27 protein-coding genes and 1 pseudogene are annotated in these 22,743 nt (G+C 68.6%); 15 read left to right on the forward strand and 13 right to left on the reverse strand.

The window, feature by feature from the left end; all coding sequences use genetic code 11:
- Positions 1-45 precede the first annotated feature (45 nt).
- Genes BN159_RS02400 through BN159_RS02410 form a run of 3 tightly spaced genes read left to right on the forward strand, consistent with a single transcriptional unit; the run spans position 46 to position 1,565 of the window.
- Complete coding sequence (locus BN159_RS02400; protein WP_041818750.1) at positions 46-387, forward strand: ArsR/SmtB family transcription factor; 342 nt, start codon at positions 46-48, stop codon at positions 385-387.
- Between the two features lie 3 nt (positions 388-390).
- Positions 391-897: an SRPBCC family protein gene (locus BN159_RS02405; RefSeq protein WP_015655290.1), complete on the forward strand. Its 507-nt coding sequence runs from the start codon at positions 391-393 to the stop codon at positions 895-897.
- Positions 897-1,565, forward strand: coding sequence for a dihydrofolate reductase family protein (locus tag BN159_RS02410; protein WP_015655291.1), 669 nt, complete (start codon positions 897-899; stop codon positions 1,563-1,565). Before BN159_RS02405 ends, BN159_RS02410 begins: the two co-directional genes overlap by 1 nt.
- 73 nt (positions 1,566-1,638) lie before the next feature.
- On the opposite strand, the gene BN159_RS02415 is transcribed toward BN159_RS02410, so the two are convergent.
- The 3 genes and pseudogenes from BN159_RS02415 to BN159_RS46860 form a co-directional block, all read right to left on the reverse strand.
- On the reverse strand, positions 1,639-3,363 hold the full coding sequence (locus BN159_RS02415) for an acyl-CoA dehydrogenase family protein (RefSeq protein WP_015655292.1): 1,725 nt from the start codon (positions 3,361-3,363) through the stop codon (positions 1,639-1,641).
- Positions 3,364-3,470: 107 nt separating this feature from the next.
- A complete protein-coding gene (locus BN159_RS02420) occupies positions 3,471-4,031 on the reverse strand; it encodes a PadR family transcriptional regulator (RefSeq protein ID WP_015655293.1) in 561 nt (186 codons plus the stop codon).
- Positions 4,032-4,178: 147 nt separating this feature from the next.
- Positions 4,179-4,605: pseudogene (locus BN159_RS46860) on the reverse strand (nucleotide disphospho-sugar-binding domain-containing protein); the annotation flags it as partial.
- 478 nt (positions 4,606-5,083) lie between these two features.
- On the opposite strand from BN159_RS46860, the gene BN159_RS47400 reads away from it, so the two are divergent.
- Complete coding sequence (locus BN159_RS47400; RefSeq protein WP_269450983.1) at positions 5,084-5,206, forward strand: hypothetical protein; 123 nt, start codon at positions 5,084-5,086, stop codon at positions 5,204-5,206.
- A gap of 693 nt (positions 5,207-5,899) precedes the next feature.
- Positions 5,900-6,196 carry a hypothetical protein gene (locus BN159_RS02435; RefSeq protein WP_157901064.1) on the forward strand — a complete coding sequence of 99 codons (297 nt, stop codon included), beginning with the start codon at positions 5,900-5,902 and terminating at the stop codon, positions 6,194-6,196.
- 195 nt (positions 6,197-6,391) lie between these two features.
- Here BN159_RS02435 and BN159_RS45625 read toward each other — a convergent pair whose 3' ends face one another.
- Complete coding sequence (locus BN159_RS45625; RefSeq protein WP_157901065.1) at positions 6,392-6,808, reverse strand: hypothetical protein; 417 nt, start codon at positions 6,806-6,808, stop codon at positions 6,392-6,394.
- A gap of 163 nt (positions 6,809-6,971) precedes the next feature.
- The gene (locus tag BN159_RS45630; RefSeq protein WP_015655298.1) at positions 6,972-7,124 is read right to left on the reverse strand and encodes a hypothetical protein; all 153 of its coding nucleotides are present in this window, start codon (positions 7,122-7,124) and stop codon (positions 6,972-6,974) included.
- Between the two features lie 199 nt (positions 7,125-7,323).
- Between BN159_RS45630 and BN159_RS02440 the strand changes: the two genes are divergently transcribed.
- The gene (locus BN159_RS02440) at positions 7,324-7,737 is read left to right on the forward strand and encodes an SsgA family sporulation/cell division regulator (protein ID WP_015655299.1); all 414 of its coding nucleotides are present in this window, start codon (positions 7,324-7,326) and stop codon (positions 7,735-7,737) included.
- A 23-nt stretch (positions 7,738-7,760) separates the two neighbouring features.
- Here the strand turns inward: BN159_RS02440 and BN159_RS02445 are convergent, their stop codons facing one another.
- Entirely contained in the window at positions 7,761-8,678 is a 918-nt protein-coding gene (locus BN159_RS02445; protein WP_015655300.1) for an amidohydrolase family protein, read from the reverse strand.
- A 520-nt stretch (positions 8,679-9,198) separates the two neighbouring features.
- Here BN159_RS02445 and BN159_RS02450 point away from each other — a divergent pair.
- Complete coding sequence (locus tag BN159_RS02450) at positions 9,199-10,491, forward strand: hypothetical protein (protein ID WP_015655301.1); 1,293 nt, start codon at positions 9,199-9,201, stop codon at positions 10,489-10,491.
- Positions 10,492-10,536: 45 nt separating this feature from the next.
- Here the strand turns inward: BN159_RS02450 and BN159_RS46540 are convergent, their stop codons facing one another.
- Positions 10,537-11,016: an alpha/beta fold hydrolase gene (locus tag BN159_RS46540; protein WP_015655302.1), complete on the reverse strand. Its 480-nt coding sequence runs from the start codon at positions 11,014-11,016 to the stop codon at positions 10,537-10,539.
- Positions 11,013-11,279 (reverse strand): alpha/beta hydrolase, encoded by a 267-nt coding sequence (locus tag BN159_RS46545; protein WP_015655303.1) that lies wholly within the window; start codon positions 11,277-11,279, stop codon positions 11,013-11,015. The genes BN159_RS46540 and BN159_RS46545 overlap by 4 nt, the downstream gene beginning before the upstream one ends.
- Between BN159_RS46545 and BN159_RS02460 the strand changes: the two genes are divergently transcribed.
- Both BN159_RS02460 and BN159_RS02465 read left to right on the forward strand, forming a co-directional pair.
- Positions 11,269-12,342 carry a saccharopine dehydrogenase family protein gene (locus BN159_RS02460; protein ID WP_162146265.1) on the forward strand — a complete coding sequence of 358 codons (1,074 nt, stop codon included), beginning with the start codon at positions 11,269-11,271 and terminating at the stop codon, positions 12,340-12,342. The two genes, BN159_RS46545 and BN159_RS02460, sit on opposite strands and share 11 nt — an antisense overlap.
- A 593-nt stretch (positions 12,343-12,935) precedes the next feature.
- Positions 12,936-13,331, forward strand: coding sequence for a hypothetical protein (locus BN159_RS02465; RefSeq protein ID WP_015655305.1), 396 nt, complete (start codon positions 12,936-12,938; stop codon positions 13,329-13,331).
- 12 nt (positions 13,332-13,343) lie between these two features.
- Here BN159_RS02465 and BN159_RS02470 read toward each other — a convergent pair whose 3' ends face one another.
- Positions 13,344-13,880, reverse strand: a complete 537-nt coding sequence (locus tag BN159_RS02470) for a hypothetical protein (RefSeq protein ID WP_015655306.1) — start codon at positions 13,878-13,880, stop codon at positions 13,344-13,346.
- Between the two features lie 150 nt (positions 13,881-14,030).
- Complete coding sequence (locus tag BN159_RS02475; RefSeq protein ID WP_015655307.1) at positions 14,031-14,618, reverse strand: dihydrofolate reductase family protein; 588 nt, start codon at positions 14,616-14,618, stop codon at positions 14,031-14,033.
- Between the two features lie 329 nt (positions 14,619-14,947).
- Between BN159_RS02475 and BN159_RS02480 the strand changes: the two genes are divergently transcribed.
- The 5 genes from BN159_RS02480 to BN159_RS02500 all read left to right on the forward strand — a co-directional run bounded on the left by BN159_RS02480 (position 14,948) and on the right by BN159_RS02500 (position 19,788).
- Positions 14,948-17,278, forward strand: a complete 2,331-nt coding sequence (locus BN159_RS02480) for a sensor histidine kinase (protein ID WP_231905689.1) — start codon at positions 14,948-14,950, stop codon at positions 17,276-17,278.
- Positions 17,279-17,300: 22 nt separating this feature from the next.
- Complete coding sequence (locus tag BN159_RS02485; RefSeq protein WP_015655309.1) at positions 17,301-17,957, forward strand: response regulator; 657 nt, start codon at positions 17,301-17,303, stop codon at positions 17,955-17,957.
- A 176-nt stretch (positions 17,958-18,133) separates the two neighbouring features.
- Positions 18,134-18,544, forward strand: a complete 411-nt coding sequence (locus BN159_RS02490) for a hypothetical protein (RefSeq protein ID WP_015655310.1) — start codon at positions 18,134-18,136, stop codon at positions 18,542-18,544.
- A 119-nt stretch (positions 18,545-18,663) separates the two neighbouring features.
- Positions 18,664-19,341, forward strand: a complete 678-nt coding sequence (locus BN159_RS02495; RefSeq protein ID WP_015655311.1) for a class F sortase — start codon at positions 18,664-18,666, stop codon at positions 19,339-19,341.
- 39 nt (positions 19,342-19,380) lie between these two features.
- Entirely contained in the window at positions 19,381-19,788 is a 408-nt protein-coding gene (locus BN159_RS02500) for a hypothetical protein (protein WP_231905565.1), read from the forward strand.
- A gap of 33 nt (positions 19,789-19,821) precedes the next feature.
- Here BN159_RS02500 and BN159_RS02505 read toward each other — a convergent pair whose 3' ends face one another.
- Entirely contained in the window at positions 19,822-20,370 is a 549-nt protein-coding gene (locus BN159_RS02505) for a DUF1062 domain-containing protein (RefSeq protein WP_015655313.1), read from the reverse strand.
- 222 nt (positions 20,371-20,592) lie between these two features.
- On the opposite strand from BN159_RS02505, the gene BN159_RS02510 reads away from it, so the two are divergent.
- On the forward strand, positions 20,593-21,234 hold the full coding sequence (locus tag BN159_RS02510; protein WP_015655314.1) for a helix-turn-helix domain-containing protein: 642 nt from the start codon (positions 20,593-20,595) through the stop codon (positions 21,232-21,234).
- Here BN159_RS02510 and BN159_RS02515 read toward each other — a convergent pair.
- Entirely contained in the window at positions 21,185-21,796 is a 612-nt protein-coding gene (locus BN159_RS02515; protein ID WP_015655315.1) for a dihydrofolate reductase family protein, read from the reverse strand. The two genes, BN159_RS02510 and BN159_RS02515, sit on opposite strands and share 50 nt — an antisense overlap.
- Before the next feature lie 75 nt (positions 21,797-21,871).
- Positions 21,872-22,714, reverse strand: coding sequence for a helix-turn-helix domain-containing protein (locus BN159_RS02520; protein ID WP_015655316.1), 843 nt, complete (start codon positions 22,712-22,714; stop codon positions 21,872-21,874).
- Positions 22,715-22,743 lie beyond the last annotated feature (29 nt).

The following is a 22,743-nucleotide window of genomic DNA, read 5'->3' on the forward strand; positions in this document are numbered from 1 at the left end:
CGACTCCCGCTTGATACATTCCGATATAGGCATATGATGGCTGGCATGGCACGAGCAGCGACGACGTCGGATGCGTTCAACGCGATCGCCGAGCCGCAGCGCCGGGACATCCTGGCGCTGCTGCGGGCGGGTGAGCGGCCGGTGACCCACCTGGCGCGGGAGCTGGGGATGAGCCAGCCGCAGGCGTCCAAGCACCTCCGGGTGCTCCGGGAGGTGGGGCTGGTGCGGGTCCGTGAGGCTGGTAAGCAGCGGCTCTACGAACTGGACGCCCGCGGGCTACGGCCGATCCACGAATGGGTCGGCGGATTCGAGCGGTTCTGGAACGAGAGTTTCGACCGGCTGGACACCTACGTGCAGGAACTCAAAGAGACACGGCAGGAGGACTGACCGATGGCAGGGGCAAGGCAAGAAGCGCGGGCGGAGTCGGCGACGGCCGACCGGGAGATCGTGATCTCCCGGGTCATCGACGCCCCGCGGGAGCTGGTGTTCGAGGCGTTCACCGAGGTCCGGCATCTGTCGCGGTGGTGGGGTCCGGAGGGGTTCACCACCACCACGCGGTCCTTCGAGTTCCGCGAGGGCGGAGAGTGGGTCTTCGTGCTGCACGGGCCTGATGGAACCGACTACTCCGAGTGGATTCGCTGGGTGCGGATCGCCCCGCCGGAGCGGATCGAGCTGCTGCACGGCGAGTCCCGCGACGACCCGAACGCCTTCGAATCGGTCCTGGCCTTCACGCCGGACGGCGCGGCGACCCGGATCGTGATGCGCACGGTGTTCCCCACCAAGGAACAGCGCGACGAGGCGGTCGAGAAGTACCACGCGGTCGAGGGCGGTCAGCAGACGCTGAGCAACCTGGCGGCCTACGTCACCGACCTCGCGCGAGAGGGGGCGGAGGGCTGATGGCCGGGAAGGTGTTCTTCAGTGTGTCGATGTCGCTGGACGGCTTCGTCGCGCCCGAGCCCGTGCCCGTCGAGGACGAGCTCTTCGCGCCCGAGAAGCAGGACGACCCGGACGTTCAGCGCTGGATGGCTCAGTGGTCGGAGCTTCAGCAGTGGTTGTTCCCGCTGCGCTTCATGCGGGAGAACCTGAAGTTGGGCGAGGGCGGCGAGGAGGGCCGAGACAACGACATCGCGCGGGAGACGTTCGAGCGCACCGGCGCGAGCGTCATGGGCAAGCGCATGTTCGACCTCGGCGAGCCGTCATGGCCGGAGGAGGCGCCGTTCCACACCCCGGTCTTCGTCGTGACGCACACCAAGCGGGACCCGTGGGAGCGGACCGGCGGCACCACGTTCCACTTCGTCAACGACGGCATCGAGGCCGCCCTCGACCAGGCCCGCGAGGCCGCCGGCGACCGCGACGTCCGTATCGCCGGTGGCGGCGCGACGATCCTTGAGTACCTGAACGCCGGCCTGGTCGACGAGTTCTCGATCGCGCTGTCACCAGTGCTGCTCGGCGCCGGCACCCGCCTCTTCGACGGCGTGGACGCGTCCAAGGTCGCGCTGGAGCCGGTCCGTTCGGAGCCGTCGCCGCGGGTGACGCACCTGACCTACGCCGTGCACAAACGGTAGCCGCGCCACCTCACGGAGTACGGCGACGGGTGTACTCCGCGATCCGTGAGGTGGTCGACATCGCGTCAAAGGCTCAGGGCATCATCTCGTACGCGCCCGACAGCGCCTCCACGCGCTGCCAGACGCGCTCCGAGCGCTCCCCGTCGACGACCGGACGCCGCACCGCGCCGAGCGCCCAGAGTTGCTGCGCCTCGGTCGCGGAGTCCTTGCCGTGGAGTTCGACGGCGTGCGCGGAGAAGTCGCGTACGAGGACGGCGAACAGCTCGTCGAGCACGTCCTCGTCGAGGCCCGCGAGGGCTGCCTGCTCCAGGACCAACTGCCCGTGGACGACGAGCGCGAAGAGCTGCCCGACGGCGAGGAGCAGGTCGAGGTCGCGGCTCTGCTCCTCGTCGGGAGCGGCGGTGCGGACGAACTCGCAGAGCGCGTCGGCCTGTTCGCGGAACCGGGCGGCGTTGGACAGGTGGGCGTACGCGTCGAAGGCCGGACGCCAGTCGTGGAACCGCACCGAGCCGAGGCCGCGGGCCGGGCCCTGTCGGAAGAGGAAGTCGTCGTCGGCCGCGTCGAGTCGGGTCGGGACGGGCTCGTAGGCGACCGGGTCGAGGAGGTGGTTGCGCATGAACTTGAGGATCAGCGCCAGGTTGACGTGGACGGTGCCCTCCAGCTTCGGCAGACCGCGGATCTCGACGGCGGCCTGGGCGAAGTAGTTGTCCTTCTCGAAGCCCTTGGCGGCGATGACGTCCCACATCAGGTCGATGACCTTCTCGCCCTCGGTGGTCACCTTCATCTTCGTCATCGGGTTGAAGAGGAGGTAGCGGCGGTCCTCGGGGCTCGCGGTGCGGAAGTAGTCCACGGCGCGGTCGCTGAACAGCTTCATGCCGACGAGCCGGACGTACGCGTCGGTCAACTCGCGCCGCACGTGCGGGAAAGCGGTGACAGGGCGGCCGTAGAGGATGCGGTTCTGCGCGTGGGTGACGGCCTCGTACATCGCGTGCTCGCAGATGCCGATCGAGGCGGTGCACAGGTTGAACTTGCCGACGTTGACGGTGTTGAGGGCGGCGTCGAACGCGGCGCGACCCGTGTGCAGGACGTCCTCCGGAGCGACCGGGTAGTCCTCCAGGCGGAACTCGCTGACGTACTTCGAGGAGTCGACGACGTTCTTGACCAGGTGGTACGACGGGTGGCGGCTGTCGGCGGCGAAGAAGACGTAGCCGTCGGGGCCCTCCACGTCGGTGCGGCGGCCGAAGACGGAGACGAGCCCGGCCTTGTTGCCGTTGCCGATGTAGTACTTGGAGCCGGTGGCCCGGAAGCCACCGGTGCCGTCGGGCTCCAGGAGCATGTCGGTCGAGTAGATGTCGGCGCCGTGGGTCTTCTCGGACAGACCGAAGGCGAACACCTCACCCTGGGAGAGCAGTTCGGCGGCGCGGGCACGGGCGGCGGGGTTGTCGCTCTGCCAGACGGGGCCGAGGCCGAGAATCGTGACCTGCCAGGCGTACCAATAGTCCAGGCCGTAGAAGCCGAGGATCTCGTTGAGGGCGGCGATGCGGGCGGTGTCCCAGCGCTTGTCGCCCTCGCCCTCTCCGGCGGCGGAGGCCGGGGTGAGGAAGGTCGCGAAGAGGCCCTCCTTTGCGGCGAAGGCCAGGAAGTCGCCGAGCCAGGCGCGGGTCCGGTAGTCCTCGATCAGCCGGCGCTTGCCCCGCTCCTCGAACCAGTCGACGGTGGCGCGCAGCAGCCTGCGGGTCTCCGGGTCGAAGTGCGCGGGGTCGTAGGTCCGCGGGTTGAAGAGCAGCGCGTCGGCCATGGGTGCCGCCTTTCGGCTGGGAGGGGTGAGGGTGGGTCCGGGTCCGGGTGCGGATCCCGGGGGCTGGCTCGGCCGCCGGTCTGTGATCAGCGATCCGTGATCAGTGATCAGCGATCGGTGCCGAAGCGGGCGAGTGTGGCGAGGACGTCGTCGAGCCAGGCGATCATCATGCGTTCGTACGCGATGCCGCCGCGCAGCACGACGTGCTGGAGTTCCCGTTCGGCGTCGAGCGGACCGTCGTCCGCGGATGGCTGCCCGAAGTCACGGGTCTCGCCCGCGAGGTAGTGGGCAAGGCGGTCCGTGTGCGCTTGCCGATGCCGCTCGACCTCGCTGATGAGGCCGGACGGATCGTCGAAGGCGGCGCCACGGACTTTCACCGCCAAGTCGTGCCGCACGCTCTCGGGTTCGGTCGGTTCGTGGAGCCACACGGAGAGCGCGGCCCGTCCGGGCCCGGCGACGGAGTACTCCTTCTTGTCCGGGCGCCCGTACTGCACCACGTCCCGGACGTCGATCCAGCCGTCGCTCTCCATGCGCTTGAGCACGCGGTAGATCTGCTGGTGGGTGGCGGTCCAGAAGTACCCGATGGACCGCTCGAACCGCCGGGCCAGCTCGTAGCCGGAGCCCGGCTTCTCCAGCAGGGAAACGAGGATCGCGTGCTCGAGCGCCATGCCCACGATCTTCCTATGCACCTCGTTGCATAGCAACGCCGGCGGAGTGAGACACGGCTCACCCGGTGGGGGTCGCGCGGATCATTACGCATGCCACGAAGAGGCCCGCCACCGTCGGATGGCGGTCCTCTTGGTCGGGCAGCCTCCTCAGCCGACCTTGTCGAGCAGGAGCTTCGCGGCCACGGCCGCGCCGTCGGTGCGGATCGCGTCGGCCGCAGCGGCCGCCCGGGCTCGGGTCTCGGGCGCGAGGGCGACACCGAGAGCGGCCGACAGGGACTCGAAGGTCGGGTTCGGGCCGTCGTGTGCCGCGCGATGCCGAGGTCGGCCACGCGGCCGGCCCAGCACGGCTGGTCCGCCATCTGGGTACGACGACCTGGGGCGCACCGGCGAGGGCGGCGGCGGTCGTGGTGCCCGCGCCACCGTGGTGGACGACGGCGGCAGCGACACATGGGAACGGGGCGTGGTGGTTGGCCTCGCCGACGGCTCAGCCGTCGTCCTGGTCGTCGGCCACGGCCAGATCGACCCAGCCGCGGGACGGGAGCACACGGCGGCCCTGCGCCCGGACCGCCTCGACGTCCGCCGGCTCCAGCCACGGACTCGGGAGCGGGTCGGCGGCCGGCCAGGGCGGGCATCCCTTACGTGTTCGTCGCCGACTTCCCCGCCTACCTGCCCTCGCCGCACCACCCGCCGTTCGAGCAGCCGGGTCGCCCGTTCCCGCCCGGCGTGACCGACAACCGAACGCTGTGGGACCTGGACGTTGAGGGTGTTCGGCCGCCGTCCCGGCGCCGGCCGCGGCCGGGAGCAGACCGGTCGCCAGGACTACGTCGCATCCCTCGGCCGCCGTGACGACCGCCTTCTACGTCGTGGCGGTCATCGCGGCCGCGGGCGGGCAGCCCTTCGGCGGGAGCCTGCGCCTTACCGGTGAGCACCCCCTTCACGAACGGCCGCACCGGCTCAGCTCCGCGAAATCCGGAGGCGTGCACATGTATCCATTCCCGGGTGGCCGTGACCTGCTGATCTTTGGTGTCTGACGGCACGGTAGATTGCTGGTCGTGTCGATGCGACCGTCGTACGAGGAGCTTGCCGCGCCGGTCGCCGTGCAGGCCCGCGTGATCGATGAGCTGCGGGCGGAGAACGCCGAGCTGCGAGCGAGGGTTGCCGAGCCCACATCCTGAGGGACCTTCAGGGTGTCATCGACAACGCCCCGGACGCCGAGCGCGCCGCCTGGGCCCAAGCCGCCCAGCGGGTACTGCGCGAAGCCGGGCGGGCGGTGGAGCAGGCCCGCGCCGACGGTGACACCAGCCTGCCGCCCGGCGAGCAGGAACGCATCGCAGCCGAGTTCGGCCAGACCGACGCTGTGGCATCTCCATCAACCCGCACCCACCGGGCACCAAGAAGAGCAAGGCCGCCAGCTCGCGGAGCGGCTACGCGACAAGAGCCACCAAGTCCTCTGCTTCACCTGGGACTTCACCCCAGGGCTGACCTGGACCAACAACGCATTCGAGCAAGCACTACGAGACATCAAGGTCAAGATGAAAGTCAGCGGCTGCTGGCGCGGACTACCCGGCGCCCGCCGCTACCTACGCATCCGCTCCTACCTGACCACCGCCCGCGCCCACGGGCACTCAGCCATGCGCGCCATCCGCGACGCCCTCACCGGTAACCCCTGGCTCCCACCACTCACAGCTTGAGCGCACGGTTGCCGGGGGTTGACACTTCTACGACCAGGTTGCGCGTGGCGTACAAGCCGCTCAGCAGTGTGACTGCCACCATGGCGACGGCAGCCGTATCGGCCCTCCTCCGGTGCGGCAGCAGCCACTGTCCATGGAATTCATGTCCCGCAACGGAAAGGCGGTCGCGTCGTGTACATGATGCGCGAGGTGTTCAGAGCCGAACGAGGGAAAGCGCCGGAGATCGTGGCGGCGTTCAAGACCCTCACCGCAGCGTTTGAAGAAGCCGGGTATACGAACCGGCGCATCTACGTCGACTACGCCGGCCCCATGGACACGGTCGTCTGCCAATGGGAATTCGACAGCCTCGACCAGTACTTCACCATGGAGCGAGGGTTCTTCGTGAGTCCGGATGAGAACGTGCAGTCGCTGATCAAAACGTTCAACAGCTACGCGGCAACCGGCGACAAGGAGATCTACGAGGTCATCCAGTAGCGGATCACCGAGGAAGGCCCCGACACTTTCAGCCGGGGCCACCCACCCGTGAATGGACACGTGCACATCCGCACCTCCACGCCGACAGCACACGCATTCACCGACTCTCCTAATCGCGGGATTCCGCAAACCAGAGAACCAAATGGGAATGCCACCAGAGGGTAGCATTCCCTCATTCATAAATCTTCCAATTACTTACGTATTTGCAAGCGCGCAACGAGAGCGCCACTCCACCCATGCGGAGTACAGGTTCTTCACTTCCTGCACCAGCAGGACCGCCTCACGCACCATAAGGAACTGCCATCCGACAGGCAGGGCCCAGAACAGCGCAAAAATGGTCACCGACCTCCACGCAAGGGCAAGTGCAGGCCAAGCAAAGTGGCGGGCAAATGCGAGGAGTTGACGCGTCTTCGTCTCGGCCGTACGGACAGGCATACGTATTTTCTTCTTTCCGTGAAAATGGACATAGATTTTCCCTTCCTTGGGAAGCTTGAGATTTCTCTCGAATACCTCATGAAGGCGAGAAGGCACACGAAAGCCCCCGCATGCGGGGGCTTCGACAGGTTTACGCTTCTCGCCTGAAAAACGAGAAGAAAATACCATTCCGACCATGGGTACGTCAAGGAACTCCGGCCCGACCGGGAGGCATTTTCGGCGCTCCCGCGACGACCTGCTAATTCTCCCAGAAAGAGCCCGAGATAAAAGTGCGGCAAGATCGGGATGCGTGCCTTGGCAGGCGATGACCGGGCCGCCGGAACCCCCGTCGCCACACGGTTCAGACGTCCCTCCGGCCGAGCATCACCCAGACACCGGCCACGATCACGCCGACGATGACGGCGAGCAGCACCATCCGCGTCCGTGCCGCACTCCACGGCGATTCCAGGGGTCTCCTGTGCCGTGCGGGGACCGAGGGCATGTCGTCTTCCATCTCCGGTTCCATAGCGGGGTCAACGAGCCGGACACGAGAGAAGAAACGATTTACCTGTCAGCCCAACCAAGACCAGGAGTGTGGCGTAGGTCACATAAAATGCTCGCCTGAAGCTGCGTAATGCGAAGCCCCATGCGTGCTCTTACGGCTCAACAGCCTCACCCGCGGCTGCCGCCGAACACACAATGGAGCCCCCGCCATGTACGTCACCCTGGAAGTTTCGACCGGCGCCCAACTGCTCACCCCGGGCGGTTCACGCCCCATCCCCGTGACCCTTCGCTACACGTCCTCCGATCCGCTGGCCGTCCATCTCGGCTTCCCGTCCCACGTCACCCTCGACGGCAAGGCAGCGACCTGGGCGTTCGCCCGCGAGCTGCTGACCGAGGGGCTGGTCAGGGCGACCGGGGCCGGGAGTGTGTGCGTCAGGCCGGAGGGTTCGTTCCACACCGTCGTGGAACTCTCCGCGCCGCAGGGGATGGCCAGATTGCGCTTCGCGACCGAGGTCCTGCGCCGCTTCCTGACCCGCGCGCACTCGGTCGTCGCACCGGGCGAGGAGGCCGTGGACGTCGAGTTGGATCACGACCTGATGGCGCTGTTCGGGGACCGCACCTGATGCGCGATGCGGCCGGCCCCGTGTCACAGCCCGAACAGTCGCGCCGCGTTGTCGTGGCACACCGCGCGCAGCCAGTCGCGGCCCAGGTCCAGGCGCTCCAGGGCGTGGAGTTGGTGCAGGTAGGGGTAGGGGATGTTGGGGAAGTCGGAGCCGAGCAGGATGCGGTCGCCCAGTTCGGCGAGGCGCGGCCGGTCCTGGCGCGGGAACGGCATGAAGCCTTCCGTGAAGTCCGTGAACGCCATCGTCGTGTCGAGGTGCACCTCGTCGTACCGCTCGGCCAGGTCGAGGGATTCCGCGTACTCGGGCATGCCCATGTGCGCGACGATCAGCCGCAGTTCCGGGTGGCGAGCCAGCACCCTGGCGATGGGCTCGGAGCCGGTGTGCTTGCCGGGCGCGGGCCCGGAGCCGCAGTGCACCACCACGGGGATACCGGCGTCGGCGAGCAACCCCCATGCCTGCTGGAGACGTTCATCGGCCGGGTCGTACGCTCCGACCTGTACGTGCGCCTTGAACACGCGCGCCCCTGCTTCGACGGCCTCGCGGACGTACGTCTCGACGTCCGGCTCGGGGTAGAGCGTGGCGGTGTGCAGGCAGTCGGGCGTGCGACGGGCGAAGTCGGCCGCCCATTCGTTCAGCCACCTGGCCATGCCGGGCTTGTGGGGGTAGAGCATCGAGGTGAAGGCCCGTACCCCGAACGCCCGCAGCAGTTCCGTCCGTTCCGCCTCCTGCCTGCGGTAGGCGATCGGCCACTCCAGCCCGCCGACCAGGGGCCCGGCGGTATCGAAGTAGTTCCAGACCTTGTGCAGGACGCTCTCGGGCATGAAGTGGGTGTGGACGTCGATCAGTCCGGGAAGGTCGAGTCCAGTCCAGAAGCGGCGTACTTCCTCGGCCTCCTCGCCGAAGTCGCCCAAGTCGCCGAAGTCCCCGTGGGGGAAACTCACCTGGCACCACTCCTCTCGTCGGTGTGCGTCACTGCACGCGCGGGCCCGAGCAGGTTGATCTTGCCATCGAGGGTCAGGACCGCACAGCCCTACAGCAGCAGCGGAGGGCACGACGTCTACGCCGCCGTGAACCGTTCGGCTGCCTCCCAGAGTTCGCGCTCGCGCTGTGGGTCGTAGGACTCCTGCGACGAGCGGTCCGCGCGGTTGCGGTCGACGTAGGAGCCGGTCGGTGCCTGGATGGTGCCTGGATGGTGCCGAGGACGACGTCGACGAGGCTGCGGCCCGCTGTGCTGCGGCTGGTGGCGAACGGGGTGAGGGGCAGGGCCGCGAGGTGTACCGCATCGCGAACGGGGAGGGAGCCACGGCCCCGCACACGGCTGACCGCAAGACGATCCGGCATCTTCGCGCCACGGGTGCCCGCGCAGCCACCGGAGCGAGTATCGGCATCGATGTCAGTGGTGGGCCGTACTCTCCCGGATATGGCCCGTTCCGTGAGGCGGGGGAAGCAGTGGGAGAGGCAATGAAGGCATTGGTGCGCAGGCCTGTCGATGGCGAAGTACACGTTCACTACGGCCAGATCTACGTCGAGAGCGATCCCGACGACTTCGGCGTGGAGCTCGGGGACGCGTTCGCCGGGCAGCGGGCCGGGCTGTGCGGAGCGGCGGTCCCCGGTGCCCTGTTCCTGCTGACGGGGCTGCACACGGGCCACGTCGGATTCACCGTCGAGGTACACGACCAGGCGCCCCCGCTGGATCCGGCCTGGGAGGAGGTCGTGGAGGCGTCCTTCCGCCCCGTCTCGCAGGACTCCTCACTCGTGCAGTGGGCCGGCGAGGACTCCTGGCAGCTCGGTCTGGAGGAGATCGATTACCGCGTGCGGTATTGCGCCAAGGGCATGGACGCGGCCAACGAGCTCGACACCCGGCTCGACAAGGAGCCCCAACAGGACTGCTATCTCCTACAGTTCTGGCCCGCTGCGGCGGAGCCGGACCGCATCGTGAAGCAGACCTCCAAGATCGCCGCCTACTGGCACGACTACGCCCGCAAGCAGCCTGCCCCGCCCTCCCCCGCCGCACTTGCCGAGGCCGAACGTCAGGCTCGTCTGGCGCAGGAGCAGAAGGAGAGTGAGCGTCAACTCGCCTACGAACGATGGGAGTGGGGCGGGCAACTGCCCAGCGAGACCCTGCGCAACATCCGTGGCAATGTGCGCGGGCTCCTCCCCTACGATCCGGCGCTCGTCCACGCCCTCGACGCCGCCGGTCCCGACACCCAGCGCGCGGTTGCCGTGCTGGCGGCACGGCTCGCCTGCGAGGCCGCCGGTCTCGCGGACCTCGACTGGGTCGCCGAAGCACTCGCCGCACTGACCGAAGGACGGGGGCTGCCGTCGCCCTTCGACAACTGGGAACGGATGTGGGACACCATGGCCTCCGATCCACGCGTCCCGGGTCGAACCGTGGGCGAGGCCGTGCCACCCAAGCGGCCCCCGTTCCAGCCACCGGGCCACGACGGTTCCCACACAAGCAGCGTGGTCATGTCCAACGCCGTGGTCAGTGGCGTCAGCACCAGGCCGTCCCTGGCGCCGGATCCGTCCGCAGAGGCCGCTTCGTCGAAGCTCCTCGCGGTCACCATCGGCACGCCACCCATGTCCCGCGCCATATCCCAGCCGCACATGGCCCTACCCGCCGTACCTGCCGCCGCCGAGGCCGATCCCCTCCAGGCGGCCCTCGACGCAGTGTTCGCAGCAGTGGTCACTTACGGCGAGGACTACCCGGCCCTCCTCCAACACATCTGGAACGCCTGCCGGACACACCCCTAAGGGCTGGTGCGAGTGCGGCAGCCGACCGCCTCGGGGCCGGTTCGGTCATACGGTGGTTCTGGTGACGAAGTCCGCGATGGCGTTCTCCATCTGCTGTAGCCCGGGGTCTTCGAGCGGGTAGTGGCCGGCGTTGTCGAGCATGACCGTGTCGACGGGGACCTTGGTGACGCGGGAGAGGACGGGCTCGCTGAGGTGGTGCGGGGTCCAGCGGTCTTCGGCGGGCTGGGTCAGCAGGACGGGGCAGGCGTCCTGCGGCCCCACGGCGGGCGTGTAGTTGGCGTAGCTGTCCAAGAAGCGGACACTCACCCAGTTCGCGGCCGAGGTGCGGTCCTTCATCAGGACCTTCATCGCGGCCGGGTCGTTGGCGAGCGCGGACATCTTGGACGCCAGGCTCATGGGGTACTTCAGCGAGACGGCCGGTGTCTTGGCGAGCAGGCCCATGAGGGGGACGCCGGCTCGGGCGGTGAGCTTGTCGTGGGAGGTCTCGTCGCGGACCTGCTGGTTGCGCTGGTCCAGGAAGGTCATCCCGACGATGCCGCACAAAGTGCCGCGGGGGCCTTGGCGGCCACGTGGTAGGTGAGCATGCCGCCCGCGCTCAACCCGTAGAGGACGATGGGGCGGTCGTCACGGCACTGCTCGTGAACGAGGAAGTCGACGACGAGGTCGACCCAGTCGTCGTATGAGGGGGTCGTCCCGGGCTTCACCTGGGTGAGGCCGTAGCCGAGGTTGTCCAGGGCGACGGTCTCGAAGCCGCGGGCTGCGAGCGGGGCGCCGAGGATGACGGACATCTGGCGGCCGTTGGTGACCGAGCGCCTTCGCGCCGATCTGGACGTCATCGAGGCCGACGTCACCTCGACAGCCGCCCTCACCCGCATCTTCGACCGCACCGACGTCGTCGTCTCCACCGTGGGACCGTTCGCGCAGCTCGGCCTGCCCACGGTCACCGCCGCCGCCCAGGCCGGAGCCCACTACCTCGACTCCACCGGAGAGCCGCCCTTCATCAGGCAAGCCTTCACCCTGGACGCCGTCGCCGCCACGCGAGGCGCGAGCATCGTCCCGGCGTTCGGCTATGACTACGTGCCGGGCAACCTCGCCGGGGCCCTGGCCCTCACCGAGGCAGGCGAGCGGGCGCGCCGGGTCGAGATCGGCTACTTCCTCACCCGCTCCGGCCACGGCGACGAACGGCGCTACCGCAGCACCCTGCGCGACGCCTACACCCTCACCACCGGCGGCACGCGCGCCTCGCTCGTCGGCGCCGCCGTCGAGGACGCCTTCGCCTACCGACGCCCGCGCACCGGCGGCCCCGCCCACCTCGCCGACGAACACACGGGCGCTCGCCTGCTGTCGTTCCGCTACGCGGGCATCACCCGAAGAGCACTGACCGTCGGCGGCTCCGAACACCTCGGCCTGCCGGAAGTCCTCCCCCACCTCGACAGCGTCGGCGTGGGCCTGGGCTGGTTCGGCCGCGCCACTGGCCTCGTACAGACGACCACCCACCTCGCCGCACCCCTGCTGCACACCTCAGCGGTCCGCAGCTCGGTCACCAAGCTCTCCCACCGTCTTCCCGGGTCCACGCGCGAACCCGACGCCAACGGCCGAGCCCTCGTCATTGCCGTCGCCCGCGACGCAGCCGGCCACGCCCTGGCCACGACCGCGCTCACCGGACCCGACCCCTACGAGATGACCGGCTCCCTCCTCGCCTGGGGCGCAAGCCACGCCGCCGCCCCCGGTACCACGCTCACCCCCGGCGCCCACGGCCCCGTCGCAGCCTTCGGACTTCAGACACCCCCCTCGGCGCCGCACAGGCCGGACTTCGCCAGACCGAGCAGACGGCGACGCCGAAGTAGCTGAGCCGGCCGGCCACCGGACGTACACCACCTTGGATACGACGCCCCGTCACTCGCTGCTGTCGGAGCCGGGATCGAACGTCGGGTCGAGGCCGTACCGTGCGATCCCGAACTGCTGGAAATCGGGATCGGCGAGGATGCGGTAGATCGGCGTCGATCAGCCAGAAGTAGCCGTCGGCCCACTCGGTGGAGCCCCAGGGGACCAGCCCCTTGCCGCCCGGCGCGTAGATCGCATGGGGATCGACTGCGGAGACGCTCCCGAACGTGCTGTCCTGGTCGACGGCCAGCCAGGACCGCCATTGCGTCATGAGGTCGAAACCGGGATCCTCGTCGCACCCCACAAAGGACACGGAGTCGCTGAAGACGCCGCCGCCGAACGCCTCGCAGAGCTCCTTGTAGTCCGCCAGCAGCGGAACCCCCAACTCGCCCTCAACAACAGCCCAGTCGACGGACAGTCCGAGCGGCTCCCACCCGGTCAGTTCGATCACTCGCTCAACCCACATGCAGCAACTTTCTCGCATGCGGGCGGGGTGGCGCGTGTCCGGACCTGAGCGGACAATTTCTCTTGAGTGGACCCCCCTGTCCTGCGGAGGTGCCATGACGGATCCGCGCACGATCCTGTGGCAGGCGCGCCAGGGTGCCGCGCCGGCGGACTGGCGTGTCTTCACCAAGAGGCGGGGCAAGCTGTCCGGCTTCTTCCGCGGGACGTCCGACGATCCCGACCCGCTGCTGGTCATCACGCCGGACGGCGCCGTCGAGTACATCAGTGAACGCAAACCGCTCACGATCGTCGCCTTCCGGGAGCTGGCCGGCATGAAGCTGCGCGTCGCCAGTTCCGACTCGTCGGCGATCGTCTCCACCTGGCTCGATCTGCGCTACCTCGACGGCCGCAAGACGAAGTGGCGGTCGGCCGGATTCTCCAACAACCTGGAGGCGATCCAAGGCCTCATCGAGGCCTACGGCGCCCACAAGGCCCTGCGCGGGTACGCATGAGCCTTCAGTGGGTCAGGACTGGCCCGCGCGGGACAGGGCGTTGGTGATCAGGCGTGTGGCGAAGTCGCGGTCGCCGGTGAGTTGGTTGATCTGTTCCGCGAGCAGGTAGGTGATCGCTTCCAGGGCCGGCATCTCGTCCGCGGTCCAGTCTCCGTACTGCTTGCGCCACAGACTGGGGCTCAGGTCCGTCCCTGCCGCGATGACCAGGCCCGCCATCGTGGGGATGGCCTCCGGGCGGATACTTCTGGGCATCATCCGCATGCTCGCCACGAGGTGGGGCATCACGTGCTCGATCACGTCCTTGCCGTGGTCCGCGTAGGCCAGCCGCAGCCATTTCATGTACATGAAAATGAGCGTGCACGCGCCGTCCAGCAGGTCCTGCACTCCCTTGGCATCCAGGGACGCGGTGAACTGGTCCATCAACCGCTGCTGTTCGGGGTCGGTCCCGGTACGGCCGTCGTAGATGGCCTTGAGCCGGGAGTCCCTCAGCATGAGCGCTGCACCCACATCGCCGACGGCGGCATGCTGGGGGTCGCAGGGCGATGTCACAGGTTCCTCCCCTACCTGACCGCGGCGGGCGGGCGCGGTGCGTGTTCCGTACGGTAGACCGGCGGCAGCGGGCAGTCCGGCGAGACCGGTGGCATTGCACCCTCACCGGTGGAAAGGGCGGCATCGGCCTGCTACGCCCGCGATCGAGCCCTACCCTTCGCCTCCGTGGCGGGTGGGACGGTAGATGAGTTCCAGGGTACGGCCGTCCAGTGTGCGGTGCTCGATGAGGTCCAGGTCGAAGTCGGCGGCACCCTGGAAGATCGCGTCCAGGCCGGTCTGGCCGGTGATGACGGGGAAGAGGGTCACCTGAAGGCGATCCACCAGGCCGGCGGCCATCAGTGCCCGGTTCATCGACAGGCTGCCGTGTGAGCGCAGCGGCACGTCCGACTCCTCCTTGAGCCGGGCGACGACATCGACGGCGTCACCGCTCGCGATCGTCGCGTTCGGCCAGTCGAGGGGGCCTTCCAGTGTCGTCGACACCACCGTTGTGGGCAGATTCCTCATCCGGGTGACCCAGGGGTCACGTACGTCGGAGTCCTCGGTGCTCTCCGCCACCATCCGCGCGAACGCGCGGTACGTGTTGGCCCCGAACACCATCCGCTGCTCAGCGTCGTACAAGGCGAGGCGGTGGTCGAGCAGTTCGGGGCCCTGCTTGCCCCAGTAGCCCGTCCAGTCGCCGCCGGCGGCGCCGTACCCGTCGAGGCTGGAAAAGACGTCGAAGGTGTAGGTCGCGGTCATGTTCTTCTCCTCGGAGTGGTTGATCAGCGGGGGAACAGCTGGGCGGGCTTCAGTGACCTCCACATCTATAGACCCCGTACGCTCCGAGCACTCATCGCTCCGCCTGCCAAAAGAGGTGCGTTCGCCGTTGATACGGCGAACGCACCTTGACCGGCGCGGGAAGTAGCCGCTCAGGGTGCTGATGAGCAGCGCGGCAAAGTGTGGGTGCCCGGAGAAAGGTCGCCTCGTCAATTACCTTTGGTCGCATGTGGTTTGGGGGGCACGGGGGGAAGGAGCGCGGTGCAGCCGCGCCGTTGGACGGCCCCGGGTCCAGTGAGCGCCTGTTGAACGTGACCGTCGAGCGGTACGGCGTATGGCTCCGGTCCACCGTGATCTGCCTGTGCGGCGCGCTGGGCCTCGTGTGGGCGGATGCCACGGAGGTCGTCCCGACGGCTTCGTTGCTGGTGCCCGCTGTCCTCGCCTGCGGGGTGCGCCTGTGGTCGCTGCGCCGTCCGCTCCCGTTCGCCCTGCTGTGGGCGTCGGACGCGGCCGTGCTGCTGCTGGCCGGGCTGTCTCAGCCGGTGCTCGGGGGTGAGGGCGCGGATGTGATGGTGGAGGCGATCGTCGGCATCAGCGTCATCACGTTCCAGTACGAGTGGGCGACGCGCCCGGTGACCGGGGCCTTGCTGGCCGCACTGGGGGCTGTGGCGTGCGCGCTGGGCGACATCCGCTCCTCGCCCGGACAGAGCTTGGAGTCGTTGCCCCTGGCGCGCATCCTGGTCGAGGTATTCCTGTCCAGGGCCGCGTACGTCATCGTGCGAGGGCGAGCCAGGGCGGCCGACCGAGCGGCCGCGGCCTGGGCGGCCTCGCGCCGTGAGGCCGAAGTCGCCGCCGCGCGCCGGGCGACCGAGCGCGAACACCTGGCGACCCTGCACGACACGGCGTGCGCCACCCTGCTGATGGTCTCCCAGGGCGCCCGGGACTGGTCGTGGCTCGCTCCGCGTGCCAGACGGGATCTGGACGCGCTGTCCGCCGTTCCCGGGTTCGAGACGGGCAGCGTCGACCTCGCGGCGCTCCTGAGCTGCGTGCCCGAGGGTGAGGGACCGGCCAGGGTGCTGCTCAAGACAGTCATCGACGGCCCGCTCGCGATTCCGTCCGGCCCCGGGCTCGCCATCTTCAACGGCGTCCGGGAGGGCGTCAGCAATGTGGCTCGCCATGCCGGGGTGGGGGAAGCGGAACTCAGGGCATGGTCGGAGAAGGACGGCACGATCGTCGTCGAGCTGTCCGACGCGGGACGCGGCTTCGACCCCGACTCCGTTCCGGCGAGGCGTCGGGGCATCGCCGGTTCCGTCATCGGCCGGATGCACGCGGTGGGCGGATCGGCTCGCGTCACCTCGCATCCGGGCACCGGGACCCGTGTGCAGTGGCGTTGGCACGAGCGCGCCGGGGAGTCGGGGGGCGACGAAGTACAGGTCGCACACGCACCGGACCGCGCACCGGCACAGCACTCGGCCGTCGTCCGCCTCATCCGCGGGCAGGTGCTCCACGGGGCCCAGTTGGCCGTGCTGCTCATCAGCCTGACGTCACAGTTCACCATCTCGCTACATCAGCTCACCACCTACCGGGACGTGTACCGCCCTGCGTGGGCCCAGACAGCGGCCTTCGTCTGCCTCGCCACCGTCGCGGCAACCGGGGCCGCCTATCTGCTGCGTGGTCGGCAGATCCCGCCAACCGTGCGCTGGTGCGGCCTGGCCTGGGTACTGGCCGCTTCGGCGACGTGCGCGTTCACGCTCCCGCCGGAACGGCTGACCGGTCCGACCGACTGGGCGTTCGGGCTGATCGGCTGGCATGCGCTGTACCTGCTGGCCGACCTGCGGGTCAGGGTGTTCGCGGCGTTCCTCTGCGTGCATGTGGGGCTCACCGCGGCCGTGGTGTTCCTGTCGGCGTCACCGACCGGGGTGCAGTTGGCCCTCCTCGGTATCGCCACCGTGTCCACCTGCGGTTTCCAGCTCTCCGTCAGTGCGCTGACCCGTCTCTTCCACGATGCGGTACCCGCCGCGGAGACCGCCGCCGCGCGGGAGGAGGAACTGCGCACCCGGGAGCGCATCCACGAGCACATCCAGCGTGATCACAAGGAGCGCTGTCGTGCCCTGACGGCGACGACCGTGCCGCTGCTCGTGGGCCTCGGCCACGGAGTGCTCAGCCCGCGGGACACGGAGGTCAGACTGCGGTGCGGGGTGGAAGCGGCCCGTATGCGCCGGCTGTTCGCCGAGGGCGACGCCGTCTCCGACCCGCTGGTCAACGAACTGCGGGCCTGCGTCGAGGTCGCCGAACAGCACGGAGTGGCGGTGAGCCTGGCCGTGCGAGGCCGGCCCAGCGAGGTGCCGGTGGAGGTACGCAGGGAGCTGATCGACCCGGTGGCGGTGGTGCTCGCCCGTACCCGCTCCACCGCGCGGGTGACCGTCGTATGGACCCCCCGCGCGGTACGGGTGAGCGTGGTCGGAGTGGACTGCGCCGACGGCGGCAGTGGTGGTGATGGTGGCGACACCGAAACGACGGCCTCGTCGTACGGCCATGCCTCGGACTCGAACGTGACCGTGGTCAGGACTGTGCGCGGCGAGAGTGTGTGGGCCGAGGCCGGCTGGAGCAAACCGGCGGCCCAGGAAGTTGACCCGGCTTGATGAACGATGGAGTTGTCCCGGCATGAGCAACGATTCACCCGTCAGCGTGGTCGTCATTGACGATCATCCCGCCATCCTCGCGGGCGTGGAGATGTGGTACGCCGCATCACCACGGCCCATCGCCGTGATAGCGGCCAGCGGCTCCATAGGAGACGCCTGGACCACTCCGGGCAGCACCGCCGATGTCATCGTCCTGGACCTGCAACTGGGCGACAGCGGCCCCGCCTTCGCCGCCCTGCGCAGACTTGTCGACGCCGGACGGCAGGTGGTCGTCTACACGATGCGGGATGACGAGAAGACCGCACTCACCTGCCTGGACCTGGGAGCCGCGACCTTCCTGACCAAGGGCGAGGGCCGCGAACACCTGGTCGAGGCGACGCTGGCGGCCGCCGACAACCGGCCCTACATGCCGCCCGCACTGGCCGGCGCCCTGGGAACCAACGCCCGCGCCGATCGCCCCCAGCTCTCCGCCCGCGAGGAGAACGTCCTCATCGAATGGTTCCAGTCGGAATCGAAGGAACTGGTCGCCCAGCGACTCAACATCTCCGTACGGACCGTCAATTCCTATCTGGACCGGGTGCGCATCAAGTACGCGAACCTCGGCCGCCCCGCACGGACCAAGGCGAGCCTGGTCGCCCGCGCCGTCCAGGACGGGCTGATCGACGTGGACGACCTCTGATCCCTGAGGGTACCGAGAGCCCCTGCGTGCCCCAGGCAGCCGACGGTGCGTCACCCGGCGGACCGTCCCAAGTGGCGGGCGCCTGATTCCGCGCTGACCGTGGATCACGTCGAGGCGGGACCAGATCGAGTTGATGCCACGTCAGCCACCCGCCCCTCGGCAGAAAGGGATCTCAGATGCGTTCTGCACGCGCGCTGCTCGCCACCGCGGGGGCCACGGCCGTACTCCTCCTCGGCGCCCCCGGCGGTTACGCCGCCGATGGCGACCGGGACCACGAGGACAACTCGTTCAGCAAGGAGCACGACGGCGGCCGGGACTTCGGCCACGACAGCGAGGACTCCTGGGGCGGCAAGAAGCACGACAAGGAGGACGACTGGAGCGGCAAGCACGAGGACGACTCCTGGAAGGACGGGCGCGACCACGACTCCTGGAAGGGCGACCACCACAAGCCCAAGGGCGGCATGCACACCGGAGGCGGCGGACTCGCCACGCCCACGGTGACCGCGGGCGGTCTCGCGGTCCTTGCGGTCGCCGGCACCGGCCTGTACGCGGCGCGTCGCCGCAAGGCCACCGGCAGCGCGGCCTGACCATGCCCGACGCCATAGCCACCGCGGCCGCCACGCGTGCGCCGCGTGGCGGCCCAGTGGTCCCCGAATGACTGTCCCGATGCGTTCCGCTGCTGTGCCCAGGTGAGGTGAACTCCCCCATGACCGCTCGTCCCTCCCCCGGCGCCGACACCGATCCGGCCCCGGCGAAGCCGAGACTCCGTGGCCGCGTGCTGATGCTGACAGCCGTCGCCCTCGCGGTGCTGGCCATGTTTGTCTTCGGCGACGACGAGCCGTCCACGACCGCGAGCCCGCCGCCTCCCGCGCGGACCGCCGTATCGACACCACCCGCAGGTCACGCGGCCGGCCAGCCCGCGTCCAAGCACCTGCCCCCGTCCAAGCCCGTACGGCTGCTCATCCCGAAGATCTCCGTCGACGCCCCCTTCACCGACCTCACCATCGGCAAGACGGGACAGCTCAATCCCCCACCCGCCGACAACACCAACCTCGTCGGCTGGTTCGCCAAAGGACCCACCCCCGGGGAGCCGGGAACCTCCGTCATCGCCGGACACGTCGACACCGCCACCGCACCCGCCGTCTTCGCCGAACTCTCCGAGCTCAAAAAGGGAGACGTCTTCCAGGTCAAGCGCGCGGACGGACGAAAGGCGTCCTTCGTCGTCGACAGCGCCGAGACCTTCGCCAAGGACGACTTCCCCGACGAGCGGGTCTACGGCGACACACGTTCGGCCCAGGTCCGCCTCATCACCTGCGCGGGCGACTACGACCGCACCGCCAAGGACTACACCGACAACCTCGTCGTCTTCGCCCACCTCAAGTAGGGGCTGGGCGCTCCGCTTCAGCGCTGCTTGAATGCTCCGGTGATCGAACTGGTGGTTGGCCTCGCAGCAGGCGGGCTCGTGACGTGGCTGTTTCGCCGGAGAGTGAAGCAGCGCGCGGAGAGCGCAGCTCAGGGACATGCGATCAAAGTTCCCTGCATGCTCAGGCATCCCGCGCTGGAAGGCCGCTGGCTCCGGGGGAAGATGCTGATCGGCCCCTCCACGATGGTCTGGGAGCCCGGCACCAGGGCCGGGGCGGCGCTATCGCTTCCGGAGGGGCTGCGGCAGGTCAGCCTGCGTTCGCCTTCGCTGCGGGAAGCAATGATGAAGGTCAACGGTGGGTCCAGGATCGTGGAGTGCACCTCCTCCGCGGGTGCTGTCCTCATTGCCGTGATGCCGAATGAAGTGGAACTCGTGTGCACCGCCCTGAGCAGGGACGCAGCCAAGTAGGTGAAGCGCTGCGTCCCTGCGGTCATGCGGGGCTCAGCGCTTGAGCGTGAAGGTGAAGTCGCCCGAGAGCTTGCCGCTCAGTCGGACTGCCGAGACGAGGCTGCCCTCCACGATCAGCCGCTCGACCTCGGCCCGGGACAGACCGCAGCCGTCAGCGATCAGCCGCACCGGCCGGACCGGGATCCGTGCGGCGAAGCGGACCGAGACGTCGATCACCTCACGGTCCAGGTGATCCGATCCGCCGGTGTCGAGGCGCCAGGCACCTGCCCAGTCGAGGGCTATGCGATTACGGCGCTGCACGACCGGATCCTGAAGCAGTTCAGCAGTCAGGCCGAGGTCGTTGTCGTGCAGCCGGTCCAGCAACTCAGGTCGCACCGAGCGCACGTTCGCCCGCTCCAGAACCGTGAGCTTCGCCGTTTCCCCGCACCCGGTGCAGAGCACGAGGAGCCAGGCGTCGATGAGCTTGTGGTTGGCGTTGACGCGGAATTTTCCGCTCGCCCGGAAGCGGTCGGACGCGCACGCGTGGCAGCGGCGCAGGACGAGTGGCAGGCAGGTGGGCGCGACCACCCAGGTATTGAGCACAGAAGTACACCGGTTTCAGTGAGAAGTCCGCAGCAAGAAGAGGCGCGGCGCACATGCGCGACGCGCGACAGATCAGCTCTCGGGAGGTCTCACAGGGTGTACAACGGCCCGTCCTTGACTGGACAACTTGGTGAGGCAGCACGGTACGGGCGCAGGCCAGCACCGTTCCACTGATTTTCCGGGCGCACTCAGTGCGAGGCTCGACCGGTGAGAGGGTGTGGCATGGAGATTGCCAACCGCACGCTGACGGTGGACGTGGTCGCCGCACTGAAGTACTGGCCTGAGATCATCTGGGGAGGTCAGGAGAACCCTACGGACCCGGTGGATCTCACTGTTCTGCCCCCTTTCTTCAACGAGGTGCTGAAGGACCTTCCCTGGTGGAACCGCGACTGGAAGGTCAGCCACGTCGAGCCGGCTCGTCCTCTGGAGATCGAGAGCGATCACCACGGTCACCCTTCGAGGTTCACCGAGGTGTCAGTGCCGGGCACGGTCGGATCCGGCGGTGGTGAGAGCCTGCCGTTCGTCGCGAAGATCGGGTTCGCCGGTGACCAACTGATCCGATTTCAGGCCAAGATCGGCGACGTGGTCCTGGGGCCAGCCGTCGCCCCCGCCGGGCGGCTGGAGCCGCATCCGTTCGCAAGGGTGCTCACCGGGTTGATGGACCTGCGCGGGATTCCGGTCAAGGTGATGGCCAGGGAAACGGCACGATCGATGTCCACCATCCACATGCTTCGCAGCGGAAGGCTCAACCCGGATCCGCTTCTCGCCCAGGAGATCGCCAAGGCGCTGGGCATGTCCGAAGCGGACGTCAGAGTCATCGCCGGACTCGAAAACGCAGGTGCAGCACCCGGTCGCCCTGGATGACCACATGGGGATCCTCCAGCAGATGCTGCCCGTCGATGCTGCCGAAGTAGCGCTTGCCCGACCCGAACACCACCGGCACCACGTCCATGGCCACCTCGTCCACCAGGCCCGCCGCGAGGATCTGGCCGCCCACGTCACCGGCGCACACGGCGACGGTCCGCTCACCGGCGAGCTCCTGGGCCTTGTCGATCGCGGCCGCCACGCTGTCGACGAAGTGGTACGACGCCTCGGGGTGCCAGCCCTCGGGCTTGGGTCGGTGGGACACCACGACCACGTGGTCACCCGCGGGTGGGTGGCCTTCCCAGCCGTTCATCAGGTCGAAGAAGTGGCGGCCCATCACGATCGTGCCGATCGACTCCCACATCTGCCGGACGTACCCCGCCGACGCACGTGAGACCTTGAAGCCGCTTCCGGCTCCGGAATGGTCGTACTGCTGATCGCCGCCTTCGGTGATGGACGTGTCCCCGCTGAAGTACCACTCGTGGAGCGACCCGACGTCGTCGTTCTTGTCGGCGATGAAGCCGTCCACCGACACCACGTTGTGCATGATCACTGTGCCCACGGGCTCTCCTCGGCTCGCCCTGCCGCTATCTCCCTCCGATCCTGACGCCTCCGAGGGCAACCGGCATGTAAGAAATCAATCGGCGGGCATCGGACCGGCGTCCGGCGGGAACCCCTGCTCGGCGGGGAAGCGGCGCCGCAGGGTCAGGTACTCCGTCGGGGTGTGGCCGGTGAAGTCCTTGAACTCCCTGCTGAAATGGGCATGGTCGAAGTAGCCCGCCGCCTGAGCGAGTTCCGACCAGTCGACCGGACGCGAGGCGTCCACGGACAGGATCAGCCGCGAGAAGCGGTAGATCCGCGCCACCCGTTTCGGGGTGACCCCGACATGCGACTTGAACTGCGTGGCCAGGTGATTGCCACTCACCCCGACGGCACCGGCCAGCGCACCGACCGGGAGCGCGCCGTGGGAGGTCTCCAACCGCCGGCCGGTGTGCCGGACCAGATCGAGACCGCGCGGCGGCTCCTCGGCAAGCCGCGATCGCAGCTCCTGCTCCAGCACGCACAGTGTCTCGGCGGGCGAGGCGATGTCGCCGACCTGGTTCTGGATCCGGTCCACGGACCGTTGCCAGACGGCGTCGACCGGCACCCACCGGTCCCGCAGCTCACTGGCCGGCATGCCGATGAAAGCTGACATCCCCCAGGGCTTGAAGTGGACCCCGACCAGCCGCACCCATGTGGGGTGCTCGACGAGAAAGCGCCTGGTCCAGACGCCCATGAACCACCCGTCGGTGAGCACCGCCGACGGCACCGCAGGGTCGGAATCCCACAGGCGGACGGGTCCGCCCAGGTTGACGAACAGGTGCGCCGACGGCATCGGCGGGATGTTCATCCGGCGATGGCGCGGCACCCCGGTCAGGCAGTAGATGTCGTCGATGAACCGGTCCAGCGGCGGGCCGGGCACCCGGCCGACGTATTCCATGGACCCAGTGTGGCCGCCCGAGCGTTCGG

Origin of the sequence: Streptomyces davaonensis JCM 4913, assembly GCF_000349325.1 — a bacterium.
GTDB lineage: Bacteria > Actinomycetota > Actinomycetes > Streptomycetales > Streptomycetaceae > Streptomyces > Streptomyces davaonensis.

Bases quoted from the DNA above. Each gene is read 5' to 3' on its own strand.
- BN159_RS02400 (WP_041818750.1), top strand. From the start codon at position 46: ATGGCACGAGCAGCGACGACGTCGGATGCGTTCAACGCGATCGCCGAG.
- BN159_RS02405 (WP_015655290.1), top strand. From the start codon at position 391: ATGGCAGGGGCAAGGCAAGAAGCGCGGGCGGAGTCGGCGACGGCCGAC.
- BN159_RS02410 (WP_015655291.1), top strand. From the start codon at position 897: ATGGCCGGGAAGGTGTTCTTCAGTGTGTCGATGTCGCTGGACGGCTTC.
- BN159_RS02415 (WP_015655292.1), bottom strand. From the start codon at position 3,363: ATGGCCGACGCGCTGCTCTTCAACCCGCGGACCTACGACCCCGCGCAC.
- BN159_RS02420 (WP_015655293.1), bottom strand. From the start codon at position 4,031: ATGGCGCTCGAGCACGCGATCCTCGTTTCCCTGCTGGAGAAGCCGGGC.
- BN159_RS02435 (WP_157901064.1), top strand. From the start codon at position 5,900: ATGATGCGCGAGGTGTTCAGAGCCGAACGAGGGAAAGCGCCGGAGATC.
- BN159_RS45625 (WP_157901065.1), bottom strand. From the start codon at position 6,808: ATGGTCGGAATGGTATTTTCTTCTCGTTTTTCAGGCGAGAAGCGTAAA.
- BN159_RS45630 (WP_015655298.1), bottom strand. From the start codon at position 7,124: ATGGAAGACGACATGCCCTCGGTCCCCGCACGGCACAGGAGACCCCTG.
- BN159_RS02440 (WP_015655299.1), top strand. From the start codon at position 7,324: ATGTACGTCACCCTGGAAGTTTCGACCGGCGCCCAACTGCTCACCCCG.
- BN159_RS02450 (WP_015655301.1), top strand. From the start codon at position 9,199: ATGAAGGCATTGGTGCGCAGGCCTGTCGATGGCGAAGTACACGTTCAC.
- BN159_RS46540 (WP_015655302.1), bottom strand. From the start codon at position 11,016: ATGACCTTCCTGGACCAGCGCAACCAGCAGGTCCGCGACGAGACCTCC.
- BN159_RS02460 (WP_162146265.1), top strand. From the start codon at position 11,269: ATGACGGACATCTGGCGGCCGTTGGTGACCGAGCGCCTTCGCGCCGAT.
- BN159_RS46545 (WP_015655303.1), bottom strand. From the start codon at position 11,279: ATGTCCGTCATCCTCGGCGCCCCGCTCGCAGCCCGCGGCTTCGAGACC.
- BN159_RS02465 (WP_015655305.1), top strand. From the start codon at position 12,936: ATGACGGATCCGCGCACGATCCTGTGGCAGGCGCGCCAGGGTGCCGCG.
- BN159_RS02475 (WP_015655307.1), bottom strand. From the start codon at position 14,618: ATGACCGCGACCTACACCTTCGACGTCTTTTCCAGCCTCGACGGGTAC.
- BN159_RS02485 (WP_015655309.1), top strand. From the start codon at position 17,301: ATGAGCAACGATTCACCCGTCAGCGTGGTCGTCATTGACGATCATCCC.
- BN159_RS02490 (WP_015655310.1), top strand. From the start codon at position 18,134: ATGCGTTCTGCACGCGCGCTGCTCGCCACCGCGGGGGCCACGGCCGTA.
- BN159_RS02495 (WP_015655311.1), top strand. From the start codon at position 18,664: ATGACCGCTCGTCCCTCCCCCGGCGCCGACACCGATCCGGCCCCGGCG.
- BN159_RS02510 (WP_015655314.1), top strand. From the start codon at position 20,593: ATGGAGATTGCCAACCGCACGCTGACGGTGGACGTGGTCGCCGCACTG.
- BN159_RS02520 (WP_015655316.1), bottom strand. From the start codon at position 22,714: ATGGAATACGTCGGCCGGGTGCCCGGCCCGCCGCTGGACCGGTTCATC.